This window comes from Sphingopyxis sp. (assembly GCF_016793825.1).
Classification (GTDB): Bacteria; Pseudomonadota; Alphaproteobacteria; order Sphingomonadales; family Sphingomonadaceae; genus Sphingopyxis.
Genome location: NZ_JAEULM010000044.1, coordinates 168,279 through 180,781 on the forward strand (window position 1 = coordinate 168,279; position 12,503 = coordinate 180,781).

Consider the following 12,503-nt stretch of genomic DNA (forward strand, 5'->3'; position numbering starts at 1 on the left):
GCGACCGCAGCCATCGCAAGTGATTATCCGCACAAGGAAATCAGGACTTACGCCCCATATGCCGACGCATCCAGTCGCGACCGCGGTGCCAGCTTTTCCTGAGGCCGCGCTCGGTCAGACCCTCGAACATCGCGTCGGGGCTTGTCGGATCCAGCAGCTCGTTTTCCGCGATGAATTCGTCCATCGGTCCCGGCGGAACGAGATCGAGCAGTTCGAGCGAACGCCCCGGGCCGCGCAGCGCTTCGATCGCGTCGATCAGCGAACCGCCCTCGTCGAACAGGCGGGCGACTTCCACCGGGTCGGCATCCAGATGTTCGGCAATCAGCGATTCCCGGAGGCGGCGGATGACGGGTTCGACGCCCGCATTGGCCGAGAGCGCAGCGTCGATCGTCACGTCGCATTCGCTGTCGAGCCCCATCGATCGATTGTTCATATTGGCCGACCCGACGCGGAGCATACGGTCGTCGACTATCGCCGTCTTGGCATGAACATAAATGGGCTCACCGCCCGCGGTACGCGGGTAGTAGATCTTGAGCCGGTCCCCATGCTTCGATTTTGCAACGGCGCGCACCAATTGCACGCGCGCGGCGTCCATCGCCATCTGCTCCAGCCAGCCGTCGGCAGTCTTCGGCATCACCATGACGAATTCGGGCGGATCGTCTTCGTTCAGGCGCTCGGCAATGGCGGCGGCGATCTTGCCGCAAGTGAAATACTGGTTCTCGAAATAGATGAAGCGCTTCGCCGCGGCGATCATGTCGAGATAAAGCTGCTCGATCTCGCGAATTTCAGGGTAACCGTCATAGGAGGCGCGCGTACGCGAGATCGCGATATCGACCTCCTCGAAATCGGTTTCGAGATCGTCGGGCCAGTTCTCACCCTCGCCTTCGATGTCGCGCAACGGCTTTTTCGTGGCCCGTTGCCAGCGTTCGTTGCCCAGTTCGGCCAGCGCATTGCCGACCGGCCCCGACAGGATCATCGTGCTGTCATGCCACGGCATATAGGGTTTGCCGTCGGGCGTCGTACGGTGCGGATCGCCGTCGACATGACCCCGCGTATCCCATCGCCGCGACCCGACGTCGATGCCGCCGCATACCGCCAGATGATCGTCGAACACTGCGACCTTCTGGTGATGGCTGCATCCGATCGGATGAGCGCTGTCGAGACGGAAGCTGATCGATCGGGTCAGTTTCCAGCGCGCGATCATCGACACGATCCGCGGCATCGCAAACTGTTTCAGCCCGCCGAAGTTCCAGCGCAGGATGTCGATATCGCGATCGGGGCAATTCTTCGCCAGGCGCAGCAGATAGTCGCCCAGCGGCTCGCCTCGCCCGTCCTTGTCGGGCTTGAGCGCGATACGCGGGTCGAAGTCCCAGCCGATCAGCAGAATCCGCTCTTTCGCATCGGCCATCAATTGTTCGAGCAGCGCATAATAGTCGGCGGCGTCGACGATCATCCGCGCCTTGTCGGCGCGTTCGATCCGCCAGCAATTACGCCCCTTGACGACGATCGGTGCAAAGTCGTGATGGCTCATCGCCGCTTCCACGCATGGCGACGCCGATGGTTGCAAGGGCGCGGATCAAGCGGCGAAGAACTGCTCCGGCGTCAGCGCCATCATCGCCTCGCTACCCGCTTCGATCTTGCGACGAAGCGCACCGGCGTCGGGAAAGAATCGCTCGCCGAAGTGGCGCGCGGTGACGATCTTCGCTTCGAGGAAAGCCTTGTTGCCACGCCCCTCGGCGAGCGCCCTCTTCGCGGCTTCGGCCATCATGAGCCACATCGAACCGAGCGCAACGATGCCCATGATATGCATGTAATGATGGGCGCCGGCCCCGATGTTATTGGGGTTCGCCATGCCATTCTGCATGAACCACATTGTCGCAGCCTTGAGCTCGCCATTCGCCTTTTCAAGGCGGCCGGCAAAGTCGGCAAGCGCTTCGTCCGCCTTCGCGCTGGCGCATTCCTCGTCGATGATCGCGAAGAAGGCCTGGATCGCGCGGCCGCCGTTCTGTGCGAGCTTGCGGCCGACGAGATCCATCGCCTGCACACCATTCGCGCCTTCATAGATCATCGTGATTCGGGCGTCGCGAACATATTGCGACATGCCCTGTTCTTCGATGTAGCCATGACCGCCGAACACCTGTTGCGCGTTGGTCGCGACCTCATACCCCTTGTCGGTACCATAGCCCTTGATCACGGGAGTGAGCAGGCTGACGAGATCGTCGGCGCGCTGACGCTCCTCTTCCGTCTTTGCGACATGCGCAAGATCGACCTGCAACGCACCCCACAGGCAAAGCGCGCGCAAGCCCTCGACCACCGCCTTGCCGTCCATCAGCATGCGGCGAACGTCGGGGTGGACGAACAGCGGATCGGCCTTTTCTTCGGGATCCTTGGGACCGGTCAGCGCGCGTCCCTGTCGGCGGTCCTGGGCATATTGCACGGCGTTCTGAAACGCGATGTCGGCCTGACCCAGCCCCTGGATCCCGACACCCAGGCGCGCCGCGTTCATCATCACGAACATTGCGGCGAGCCCCTTGTTCTCCTCGCCGACCATCCAGCCCTTCGCCCCGTCATAGTTCATCACGCACGTCGAATTGGCGTGGATGCCCATCTTGTGTTCGATCGATCCACAGCTCAGCGCGTTGCGATCGCCGAGCGAGCCATCCTCGTTGACGAGAAACTTCGGAACGATGAAGAGCGAAATGCCCTTTACGCTGTCCGGCGCATCGGGCGTCTTGGCAAGGACGAGGTGGATGATGTTATCGGTAAGGTCATGCTCGCCCGACGAGATGAAGATCTTGGTCCCGGTGATCGCGTGGCTGCCGTCCGCGTTCGGCACCGCCCGGGTCCGGATCAGGCCAAGATCGGTGCCGCAGTGCGGCTCGGTCAGGTTCATGGTTCCGCCCCACTCGCCCGAGATCATCCGAGGCGCATAGGTCGCCTTTTGCTCGTCAGAGCCCTTGACGAGGATCGCCGCGACCGCGGCCTGCGTCAGTCCGGGATACATGGCGAACGCCTGGTTCGCGGCCATACGATATTCCTCGACCGGGAAACCGATGACATGCGGCAGGCCCTGCCCGCCGAACTCCTCCGGCTGCGTCAACAGCGTCCAGCCGGCTTCGCAGTATGATTTATAGGCTTCCTTGAAGCCTGCCGGGGTCGTCACCGACCCGTCGTCGTGCCGCGTGCAGCCCTCGTGATCGCCCGAAAGATTGATCGGAAACAGAACTTCCTCACAGAATTTTCCGGCCTCGCCAAGCACCGCCTCGATCATGTCGGGCGAAGCATTGCCGAAACCCGGCAAATCGGCATAGCGTTCAATCCCGAGAACATCGTTGATCAGGAACAGCGTGTCTTGAACGGGGGCACGGTAAACGGGCATGACTCTTCTTTCCGGAAAGCTGGAGTTGGCAAATGTTTCGCCCGGGGAGGCCTGACGTCAGGGCTCAGCGCACTTTCTGGCCGGCGTCGACTTTTCTCACCATATCGATGAAGCGCGTCAATTCATCAACCGCGCTGTCGATGTCATCACGCTGGCGCTGGAGCAGGCTGATGCGTTGCTGACATTTTTCGACTGTTACCTGGCGTTGCAGCTTGCGGCCATCGCCAACGTCGTAAAGGTCGATCATCTCCCGAATATCGGCAAGACTGAAACCCGTGCGCTTTGCGCGCAGAATCCACGCCAGCCGCGCACGATCGCGCTTTGAATAAATACGCGACAAACCTTTGCGCGAAGGGCTGATTAACCCTTCGTCCTCATAGAAACGAAGCGCGCGAGCCGTCACGCCGAATTCGGTCGAAAGATCGGTGATGCTGAACTGGTCGCGACCGAGGTGATCGGGCGTGTCGATGTGGGCGTGGCCGTATTCTTCGGTCATGGCGCGAGAATAGTTTCCGTTGACGTGAACGTCAAGGCTGGCGGGATTTTGGGACGTCGCCAGCGTCATGTCGCGCAGGGCCGGAAGACATTGCCTCGTTTATCCGCCATCTGCAAGCGTTTCGCATCCGCCTCACTCCAGCTTGCGCGCGGCAGGAACAAGCCGGAAAGCGAGGCCCGCGCGGGGCAGAGATTGTCGCATTGCGACGGCAGGCTGCCCGGGAGGCGCAGTTCGTCCTCTTCCTCATGAACCAGCGTTTCGCAGCCTTCCGCACCGGCAAACCGCATTCGCCATCCGTCTCCGTCGCGCACGATCGTACCGCTCGCCATGCACGACAGCCCGCGGCCGTATGATGCGGTAAGCGCAAAGCGCCACCGACCGACGCCGTCGGGCACCGCACACATGGCGTCGCGACCCAGATCGTGGCTGCGCTCGAACACCCCGGTCGGCGTTGCCGTTTCGGGGCGCACGACGCCGCGCTCGCGCGCGGTCATCTCAAGCGGATTGTCAGCGTCGATGCCCCTGGCCTCCTGCGAAGCCGGGCGTTGACATGCCGAGAGCAGCACAAGGCAGAGTAGCGAGGGCAGCGCTGCGCGGATTTCAGGCATCGTCGTCGAGGAACGTCAGCGACCCGTCGGCTTCGACCCGACGGTAAAAGCAGGAGCGCCGCCCGGTATGGCACGCTGGTCCCGACGGCGTGACGCGGAGCAGCACGGCGTCCTGATCGCAATCGACGCGCATCTCGACCAGCGTCAGCTCGTTGCCCGAGCTTTCCCCTTTTCGCCAAAGCGATTGCCGTGACCGCGACCAGAAATGCGCCTGCCCCGTAGCCCGCGTCTGCCCGATCGCCTCTTCGTTCATATGCGCAACCATCAACAGGCTGGCGGTATTCGCATCGACGACAATGGCTGTGATCAGACCGGCGGCATCGAAGCGCGGGAGGAAGCGGTCGGTTTCATCGCGATTCTGGTCCATAGGCGGCGCTTTAGAGCAGGATGCGAGCCGCTGCCACCCCATCTGGCCGGCGCTTGTGTCGATAGCATGATTATGGGGGCGACATTTCGAACAAGCCTCCCTATATGCGCGGCAGTCAAAGCCCCTCCATGCTGGACCGACATGCTGACGACCCATCCTTTCGACGACGACAAGCTCCGCGAGGAGTGCGGCGTTTTTGGTATTTGCGGCGCGGAAAGCGCCGCCGCAGTTGTGGCGCTGGGGCTGCATGCCCTGCAACATCGCGGGCAGGAAGCCGCCGGCATCACGGCCTTCGATGGCCGCGATTTTCACACTCACCGCGCGATGGGCCACGTCGCAGGCAATTTCGACCGCGACGACATCATGCGCCAGCTCGCGGGTCCCTCGTCGATCGGCCATGTCCGTTATTCGACCACGGGAGAAACCGCGCTTCGCAACGTCCAGCCGCTGTTCGCCGACCTGTCGACAGGCGGCTTTGCAGTCGCGCATAACGGCAACATTTCCAACGCGGCGGCCCTCAAGAAGGCTCTCGTCCGCCGCGGATCGATCTTTCAGTCGACAAGCGATACGGAAGTCATCATCCATCTGGTTGCGACATCCAATTATCGCACATTGCTCGATCGCTTCATCGATGCGCTGAAGCAGGTCGAAGGGGCCTACTCGCTGATTTGCCTCACCGCCGAGGGGATGATCGGATGCCGCGATCCGCTTGGCATTCGGCCGCTCGTCATCGGCAAGCTGGCCGATGCGTATATCCTGGCGTCGGAGACGGTCGCGCTCGACGTCGTTGGCGCCGACTTCGTGCGCTCGGTCGATCCTGGTGAACTCGTCATCATTCGCGACGGCGAACTAACGTCGCACCGGCCTTTCGGAGAGCGCGCGGCGCGGCCGTGCATCTTCGAATATGTCTATTTCTCACGCCCCGATTCGATCGTCGAGGGCACCAGCGTCTATTCGGTGCGCAAGGCGATCGGTGCCGAACTCGCGCGCGAAAACCCCGTCGATGCCGACCTTGTCATTCCGGTACCCGATTCGGGAACGCCCGCCGCGCTGGGCTATGCGCAGGAGTCAGGCATTCCCTTCGAATTGGGAATCATCCGGTCCCACTATGTCGGACGCACCTTCATCCAGCCCGGCGACAAGGTCCGCCACCTCGGCGTCAAGCTGAAGCATAACGCCAACCGCGCCCTGATCGCGGGCAAGCGCATCATCCTGATCGATGATTCGATCGTCCGCGGCACCACCAGCCTCAAGATCGTACAGATGATGCGCGATGCGGGGGCGGCCGAAGTCCATATGCGTATCGCGAGTCCCCCGACCTCGCACAGCTGCTTCTATGGCGTCGATACGCCCGAACGGGCGAAACTGCTCGCCGCACAGATGACGGTTGGCCAGATGGCGAATTTCATCAATGCCGACAGCCTTGCCTTCCTTACGATCGACGGCCTGTATCGCGCGCTGGGCGAAGCTGATCGCAACGATCGGGCGCCGCAATATTGCGATGCCTGCTTTACGGGCGATTATCCAACGACGCTGACCGATTTCGACGAGAATAGCGTCGACGATCAGTTTTCAATGCTAGCCGAGCGGGTTGTCTGACGACATGACGATTAGATCTGAAGAGTTGGCCGGGCAGGTTGCGCTGGTCACGGGGGCCAGTCGCGGCATCGGAGCGGCTGTGGCCGAAGCGATTGCCGCGCGCGGCGCCCACGTCGTGATCACGGCGCGTACCGCCGGCGGCCTGGAAGAACTCGAGGATCGCATCCACAATTCCGGCGGCAGCGCGACGATCGCGCCGCTCGACCTCACCGATGGCGACAGCATCGCGCGACTGGCCAGCGCGATGGCGGAGCGCTGGCAAAAGCTGGACATGCTGGTGCTCAACGCAGCCATGCTCGGCACGCTGACCCCCGTTGCGGCTATCGACGGCAAGGAATTCAATCGCCTGCTGACGCTCAACCTGATCGCGCAGCAAGCGCTGATCGCCAATTTCGATCCGTTGCTGCGCCGCGCCGCCAACGGCCGCCTGCTCGCGCTGACCAGCAGCGTGGCACGGACTCCCCGCGCCTATTGGGGAGCCTATGCGGCGTCGAAAGCCGCCTTCGAGGTGCTGGTGTCGAGCTATGGCGCGGAAATGCGCAATATTTCGAATCTGCGCACCGCCATTCTCGACCCCGGGGGCACCCGTACCCAGATGCGCGCGCGCGCCTATCCCGGCGAAGATCCGCAAAGTATCAAGGATCCCGAAGCGGTCGGCGATTTCGTCGCAAAGTTGATGGTCGAGGGCTTCGACAGCACCGACTTCCACGCCCTCCCCAAGGTGATGGCTCCCGCTTAACCCGTTCTTTGCAACTCTGTGCCAAACGCGGGCATAATCCCGCTTTCGCAAAGGCATTGGAATGAACAGCAATCTCCTGCGATCGGCAGTTGCGGCGGCGATCGGTATCTTCGTCGCATTCGCGCTGGTCTTGCTGGCGCAATATGCCGGCAGCGAATTGTCGCCCGATGTCTATGATCTCGAAACCGGGGAGGTTCTTGTCCCCATCGGTTCGACGATCGCGCTGCTCGTCGGTTGGTTCGTCGGCACCTTTGGCGGAAGCTGGCTCGCGATGCGGATTTCGCGCGGCGACGGCGCGGGCTGGATCGTCGCGGGCGCCGTCATCGGCGCCGGCGTCTATCGCGCCCTTACGCTCGCCGACACATGGTGGATGATCGCGCTTGGCGTTGTCATTCCGATTGTCGCCGCCTGGACGGCACAGCGCGCCGCGGCGTCCGCGCCTGCCGCCCCCACGGCCTAGCCCCTATTTCCCCTTGTCCACGGCGGATTGCACGGCCTTGTAAAAAGCCTCACGTGCCTTGCCGACACCTTCGGGGTCGGTAGCCGTCGGCCAATTTCCGTTCGACGCGATAACCAGTTTGCGCGCGGGATCGATGAAAATCCCCTGCCCGAATATGCCCTGCGCGGCAAAGCTGCCGTCGTCGTTCGTCCACCACTGATATCCATAGCCGCGACCCGGAAGGTCGATATCGGCCTGTTTGACCGTGGCCGACGACAGCCAGTCGTCAGGCACCACCTTGTGCCCGCCGGCGACTCCGCCATTCAGCATGAACTGTCCGAACCGCGCATAGTCCCTGAGGCTGGCCGACATACAGCACCCGCTGATCTCATGCCCCGTTGGCCCGAGCATCCATACCGCGTCCTGCTCCATGCCGAACGGCTTCCAGACCTTTTCCGAAAGATAGGCAGACAGCGTCTTGCCGGTCGCGCTGGATACCAGCACGCCGATCAGGTTGGTTTCGCCGGTTTTATAGACCCATTTCGATCCCGCCGGCGCTTCACGCGGCAAGGTCTTCATATAGCTGACCGTTATGTCTTCCCCCGCGACAGGCTGTTGCAGGTTGAACTGCGCGACGTCGGATTTCGGATCGGTATAATCCTCATTCCATTTGACGCCCGACGTCATCGTCAGCAACTGGCGCACGCTGACGTCATCATATGCGGACCCTTTGAGCCCCGGAATATAGGCCGTCACCTTATCGTCGAGGCTCTTGATATAGCCGTCCTTGACCGCCGCGCCGACCAGCGTCGACGTAAAGCTCTTCGCGACCGAAAAGCTCGTCCAGCGACCGGCGGCACCATAGCCAAGCGCGTATTTCTCCAATCGGATCTTGCCGTCCTGAATGATGATCAGCCCGGCGTTGCGCTGGCTCGCCATATATGCCTCGACGTCGAGGCCAAGATCGATTGGTTCGCCCGTCGGCAGCGGATAGACGCTCCCGCCTGCCCCGATCGTGTGCACGACGACTTTCGGAACCGTCTCCATCGTGCGGAAAGCGGCGTCACGCTGGTCCTGGCTCCAAAACAGCACATTCAGATCCTTTGGTTGATTGTCGGTGGTCGCCGCATCGGTGGCATGGGCCGAGGCAGGAACGGTCGCTCCCATGAACGCGCACAGCAGCGCTGCCGTCAAAAATCGTCGCAAAACCCCTCTCCTTCAGCCTTCAGGCCGTCTTTTCAAGCGTCACCTGCGCGACATTGATCCCGCCGCCACGAAAGCCCCCCTCGCAATATTGAAGATAATAGCGCCACAAACGTACGAAGCGATCGTCGAAACCCGCCGGAAGCTGTCCGGCAGCGACTGCGGCGTCGAAACGCTCTCGCCACTGGCGCAGCGTTTCGGCGTAGCAGCCGCTGAAATACCGCACATCGTGCCACTCAAGCCCCCGTGCTTCGGCCAGTGCGCGAAAGCGGCTCTCGGAAATCAGGCAGCCGCCGGGGAAAATATATGCCTGAATAAAGTCCGTGCTCGCGGCATATCGTTCGAAGAGCGCGTCGTTGATCAGGATATACTGGATCGCCGCACGGCCACCGGGCCGCAGCAGGCCCGCGATCGCGTCGAGATAGGCCGGCCAATAGGCTTGTCCCACCGCCTCGACCATTTCGACGCTCGCAATCGCGTCATAGGGTCCGCGCGCGTCACGATAATCGCAAATCTCGACACGCGAACGGCCCGAAAGGTCGATCGCCTGCAAACGCCCCGCCGCAACCTCCGCCTGAGCGGGCGACAGGGTTATGCCGGTATACAGCACATCGTGGCGCTCGACCGCCCGTTCGGCAAGCGCCCCCCAACCGCAGCCGATCTCGAGCAAACGGCTTCCCGAGCGAAGGTCCAGCCGGTCGAGGATCGCATCGATCTTTGCCGTCTGCGCGTCCTCGATCGACAGCGCGGGATCCGCAAACAGCGCGCTGGAATAGTTCATCCCAACATCGAGCCACAGCCGATAGAAATCGTTGCCGAGATCATAGTGCGCGTGAATGTTCCGGCGGGCGCCAGCGCGACTGTTGCGGTTGAGGAAGTGCGACAGGCGATTGAACCAGTGTAGCGGACCGCGCGATCGACCGGCGTTGCCCAGTGTTTCGCCGTTGCGCATGAACAGATCGAACAACGGGACCGGATCGGGCGACGACCATTCGCCCGCCTCCCACGCCCTGTACCAGCCGACCGATCCCGACAGCGCAAGCCGGACGAGCGCGGCCCAGCTGTTCAGGTGAACGACGGCCGTCGGTCCCTTGCCCCGCCCGCCCAGGATACGCAGGCTGCCGTCAGGCAAATGCCCCTCCAGCGTGCCATAGACCAAGCCACTGTCGATCCTGTCGAGCTGTCGGTGGAAATAGCTTGCGGGAGCCCGCGCCAGCAGCCGCGCCAGGCCTCCGCCCGACCGGAAAGCCCGGTCCGCGCGTAACAACGCTTTGCCGCGGCGAGAACTGACATGCTGGTTCATCCGGATCTTTCTGCCGCAAATCGCCGCTTGTGACAATCAGATGTCGTGAGCCTTCATGACGTCATAGGCCGCAAGCGCTCGCGCCCGTGCTTCGCTATGGCCAATGATTTTCGGCGGATAGCTTGCCGGGCGCTGGCCGGCCTCGTCCGGGTCGTGGATCGCGCGGCTGTCAAGATGTGCAAGTTCGGGTACCCACGCGCGAATATAGGTGGCGGCCGCGAACTTCTCCGATTGTGTCAGCGGCGCCATGATACGCGGAAACATGTTGCTGTCGACGCCGGTTCCCGCGACCCATTGCCAGTTGACGGCGTTGTTACCGTAATCCGCGTCGACGAGCGTGTCCCAGAACCATTGCTCGCCACGACGCCAGTCGATCAGCAGATGCTTGACCAGAAAACTTGCGGCAAGCATCCGAACACGGTTGTGCATCCAGCCTGTCGCCCAGAGCTGGCGCATCCCGGCATCGACAATGGGATAGCCGGTTTGCCCATGTTGCCATGCCCCCAGATCGCGATCGGCCTGAGGTCCGGTCCGCCACGGGAACCGTTCGAACGCGCCGCGCGCGCTGCGCGATCCATAGTCAGGAAATTGCAGAATGACGGTCTGCGCATAATCGCGCCATCCAACTTCGCCGAGAAATACGTCCACCGAGCCACCGGCTCTCGCTACCCTGCGCCAGATCTCGGCGGGCGATACTTCGCCAAAGTGAAGATGTGGCGACAAGCGCGAACTGCCTTCTTCGGACGGCAGGTTGCGGCGACGATCATAATCGGCGGCTTCATCCGCGAAGTCCGCGGCACGAGCCCGCGCTCCCGCCTCGCCCGGCGTCCATTCCGCGGCAAGCCCGCCCGCCCAATCGGGCTGAGACGGAAGCAAGGCCCAATCGGCCAGCCTCTCGGACGCAGGCCATTGCGATGGCGCGGCGATCATGTCGGGTGCGGGCATCGGTACGGGCGGAGGCATCCGTTCCTTGAGCGCGCGCCAGAACGGTGTGTAGATCTTGTAGAGCGCGCCACCCCCAGTCGTCACCGAACCGGGCGGCGCGAGGTAATTCCCGTCGTGGCAAACAAGCTCAAGTCGCCTGGCCACGGCGCGCTCGGCATTGCGCCACCAAGGTTCATAGTGATGAAGCGCGTGCACGCGCGTGGCGCCCGTTTCGGCGGCGATTTGGATCAGCTGCTCCTCGCACTTGCCGCGGCGCAAGATCAACCGCGCGCCCTTTTCGCGAAGGTCCGCGTCGAGGCTTGCCAGGCTGTGATGAAGCCACCAGCGCGATGCGGCGCCCATGCTCCGGTGTCGCGGTGTCTCGTCGTCAAGAATGTACACCGGCACGACGGGTCCGTCCGCTGCGGCGGCGGCAAGCGCGGCCTGGTCCGATAGACGCAGGTCGCGACGAAACCAGACGATCGTCGGCGACTTCATTCCGCGCGGCTTGCTGTGTCGGGCGCCTTCATACGAACGGTAAAACGATCTCGCGCCAGGGGTTGCATATAGCGCTGATCGCGCAGCACGATCTCGCCATGCTCCGACCTGGCGACCGGCATGCGCGCCCAGAACAGGAATGCCTGGACGGCAGGGTCCGATTTGGCCCGGGCCAGGCGAAGTTCGTCCATTCCCGTCGGCTTTCCATCGATATCGAGATTTCCGCCGATACCGGGCGTAAAGCTGCCGCTGCCGTAACGCCCGTCCGCGCGCCAGAAGACGTCGCGGGTCCAGAACGCCAACGGCGGAGGGCTGGCAACGACAAGCGGATTCGGATGGCCGCTGGCAAGCAACGCCGCGGTGGCAGTTCGTTCCGCGGCGCCGGTAATCAGACCGTTGGCGAAAATATAGGCCGAGACCAGAGCGAACCCACTCCACGCCGGGCGCTGCCAGTTTGGCGCCCCCTTTCGCTCGCGGCGAAGCGACAGCCATACGGACAGGCCAAGCGCAAGCCATATCCACAGGTCGATGATGAACAGCGTATCGCCATAGAACCAGCGATGGCTGAACGGCTCCAGCAGGCGAACGCCATAGTTGTTGAGCCAGTCGAGCGCCGGATGGCTGAGGCAGCCGATATAGGCGAGCGCGAGCAGCCAGCCCTTGTCGAGCGGCAGGCGCGAAGCGGGGCGTTTACCGCGCCGCTCCTGCCAGTGATCGAAGCCGATCATCAAAGCCCAGAGCAGTAACGGAAGCAGGATGAGCGCAATCGGGCCGTGCGTAATCCCCCGCCGCATCGATAGCGACTCGATGCCATAGACCGCGCAGGCTGCATCGATATCGGGCAGGTTCGCCGCGATGATCAGCGTCGGCATCGCGAGACCGGTTTTCTTCTTGAGCCCGAGCTGGCCGATGACCGCTCCGACGAGACTATGTGTCAGATTGTCCACG

Annotated in this window: 12 protein-coding genes; 3 read left to right on the plus strand and 9 right to left on the minus strand. The window is 62.7% G+C overall.

Annotation, left to right across the window (positions count from 1 at the left end):
• Nucleotides 1-40: 40 nt before the first annotated feature.
• The 5 genes from JNM03_RS13745 to hisI all read right to left on the minus strand — a co-directional run bounded on the left by JNM03_RS13745 (nucleotide 41) and on the right by hisI (nucleotide 4,850).
• Nucleotides 41-1,531 (minus strand): phospholipase D-like domain-containing protein, encoded by a 1,491-nt coding sequence (locus tag JNM03_RS13745; protein WP_294037409.1) that lies wholly within the window; start codon nucleotides 1,529-1,531, stop codon nucleotides 41-43.
• A gap of 45 nt (nucleotides 1,532-1,576) precedes the next feature.
• Nucleotides 1,577-3,379 (minus strand): acyl-CoA dehydrogenase C-terminal domain-containing protein, encoded by a 1,803-nt coding sequence (locus JNM03_RS13750; RefSeq protein ID WP_294037410.1) that lies wholly within the window; start codon nucleotides 3,377-3,379, stop codon nucleotides 1,577-1,579.
• Nucleotides 3,380-3,443: 64 nt separating this feature from the next.
• Nucleotides 3,444-3,875, minus strand: a complete 432-nt coding sequence (locus tag JNM03_RS13755) for a MerR family DNA-binding transcriptional regulator (RefSeq protein ID WP_294037966.1) — start codon at nucleotides 3,873-3,875, stop codon at nucleotides 3,444-3,446.
• A gap of 65 nt (nucleotides 3,876-3,940) precedes the next feature.
• Complete coding sequence (locus JNM03_RS13760; protein ID WP_294037411.1) at nucleotides 3,941-4,483, minus strand: hypothetical protein; 543 nt, start codon at nucleotides 4,481-4,483, stop codon at nucleotides 3,941-3,943.
• The gene (gene hisI, locus JNM03_RS13765; RefSeq protein ID WP_294037412.1) at nucleotides 4,476-4,850 is read right to left on the minus strand and encodes a phosphoribosyl-AMP cyclohydrolase; all 375 of its coding nucleotides are present in this window, start codon (nucleotides 4,848-4,850) and stop codon (nucleotides 4,476-4,478) included. Before hisI ends, JNM03_RS13760 begins: the two co-directional genes overlap by 8 nt.
• 141 nt (nucleotides 4,851-4,991) lie before the next feature.
• Here hisI and purF point away from each other — a divergent pair, with 141 nt between their 5' ends.
• From purF to JNM03_RS13780, 3 genes are all read left to right on the plus strand, one after another.
• Nucleotides 4,992-6,449, plus strand: coding sequence for an amidophosphoribosyltransferase (purF, locus tag JNM03_RS13770; protein WP_294037414.1), 1,458 nt, complete (start codon nucleotides 4,992-4,994; stop codon nucleotides 6,447-6,449).
• Nucleotides 6,450-6,453: 4 nt separating this feature from the next.
• Nucleotides 6,454-7,188, plus strand: coding sequence for an SDR family NAD(P)-dependent oxidoreductase (locus tag JNM03_RS13775; RefSeq protein ID WP_294037415.1), 735 nt, complete (start codon nucleotides 6,454-6,456; stop codon nucleotides 7,186-7,188).
• 61 nt (nucleotides 7,189-7,249) lie between these two features.
• Complete coding sequence (locus JNM03_RS13780; protein WP_294037416.1) at nucleotides 7,250-7,648, plus strand: hypothetical protein; 399 nt, start codon at nucleotides 7,250-7,252, stop codon at nucleotides 7,646-7,648.
• Nucleotides 7,649-7,651: 3 nt separating this feature from the next.
• Here JNM03_RS13780 and JNM03_RS13785 read toward each other — a convergent pair whose 3' ends face one another.
• Genes JNM03_RS13785 through JNM03_RS13800 form a run of 4 tightly spaced genes read right to left on the minus strand, consistent with a single transcriptional unit; the run spans nucleotide 7,652 to nucleotide 12,502 of the window.
• Entirely contained in the window at nucleotides 7,652-8,833 is a 1,182-nt protein-coding gene (locus JNM03_RS13785; RefSeq protein ID WP_294037417.1) for a serine hydrolase, read from the minus strand.
• Nucleotides 8,834-8,852: 19 nt separating this feature from the next.
• Nucleotides 8,853-10,133: a cyclopropane-fatty-acyl-phospholipid synthase family protein gene (locus tag JNM03_RS13790; protein WP_294037418.1), complete on the minus strand. Its 1,281-nt coding sequence runs from the start codon at nucleotides 10,131-10,133 to the stop codon at nucleotides 8,853-8,855.
• Between the two features lie 36 nt (nucleotides 10,134-10,169).
• A complete protein-coding gene (locus tag JNM03_RS13795; RefSeq protein ID WP_294037420.1) occupies nucleotides 10,170-11,555 on the minus strand; it encodes a deoxyribodipyrimidine photo-lyase in 1,386 nt (461 codons plus the stop codon).
• Complete coding sequence (locus JNM03_RS13800; protein WP_294037421.1) at nucleotides 11,552-12,502, minus strand: metal-dependent hydrolase; 951 nt, start codon at nucleotides 12,500-12,502, stop codon at nucleotides 11,552-11,554. Before JNM03_RS13800 ends, JNM03_RS13795 begins: the two co-directional genes overlap by 4 nt.
• Between the last annotated feature and the right edge of the window lies 1 nt (nucleotide 12,503).

Bases quoted from the DNA above. Each gene is read 5' to 3' on its own strand.
- JNM03_RS13745 (WP_294037409.1), bottom strand. From the start codon at position 1,531: ATGAGCCATCACGACTTTGCACCGATCGTCGTCAAGGGGCGTAATTGC.
- JNM03_RS13790 (WP_294037418.1), bottom strand. From the start codon at position 10,133: ATGAACCAGCATGTCAGTTCTCGCCGCGGCAAAGCGTTGTTACGCGCG.
- JNM03_RS13780 (WP_294037416.1), top strand. From the start codon at position 7,250: ATGAACAGCAATCTCCTGCGATCGGCAGTTGCGGCGGCGATCGGTATC.
- JNM03_RS13750 (WP_294037410.1), bottom strand. From the start codon at position 3,379: ATGCCCGTTTACCGTGCCCCCGTTCAAGACACGCTGTTCCTGATCAAC.
- hisI (WP_294037412.1), bottom strand. From the start codon at position 4,850: ATGGACCAGAATCGCGATGAAACCGACCGCTTCCTCCCGCGCTTCGAT.
- JNM03_RS13755 (WP_294037966.1), bottom strand. From the start codon at position 3,875: ATGACCGAAGAATACGGCCACGCCCACATCGACACGCCCGATCACCTC.
- JNM03_RS13775 (WP_294037415.1), top strand. From the start codon at position 6,454: ATGACGATTAGATCTGAAGAGTTGGCCGGGCAGGTTGCGCTGGTCACG.
- JNM03_RS13760 (WP_294037411.1), bottom strand. From the start codon at position 4,483: ATGCCTGAAATCCGCGCAGCGCTGCCCTCGCTACTCTGCCTTGTGCTG.
- purF (WP_294037414.1), top strand. From the start codon at position 4,992: ATGCTGACGACCCATCCTTTCGACGACGACAAGCTCCGCGAGGAGTGC.
- JNM03_RS13795 (WP_294037420.1), bottom strand. From the start codon at position 11,555: ATGAAGTCGCCGACGATCGTCTGGTTTCGTCGCGACCTGCGTCTATCG.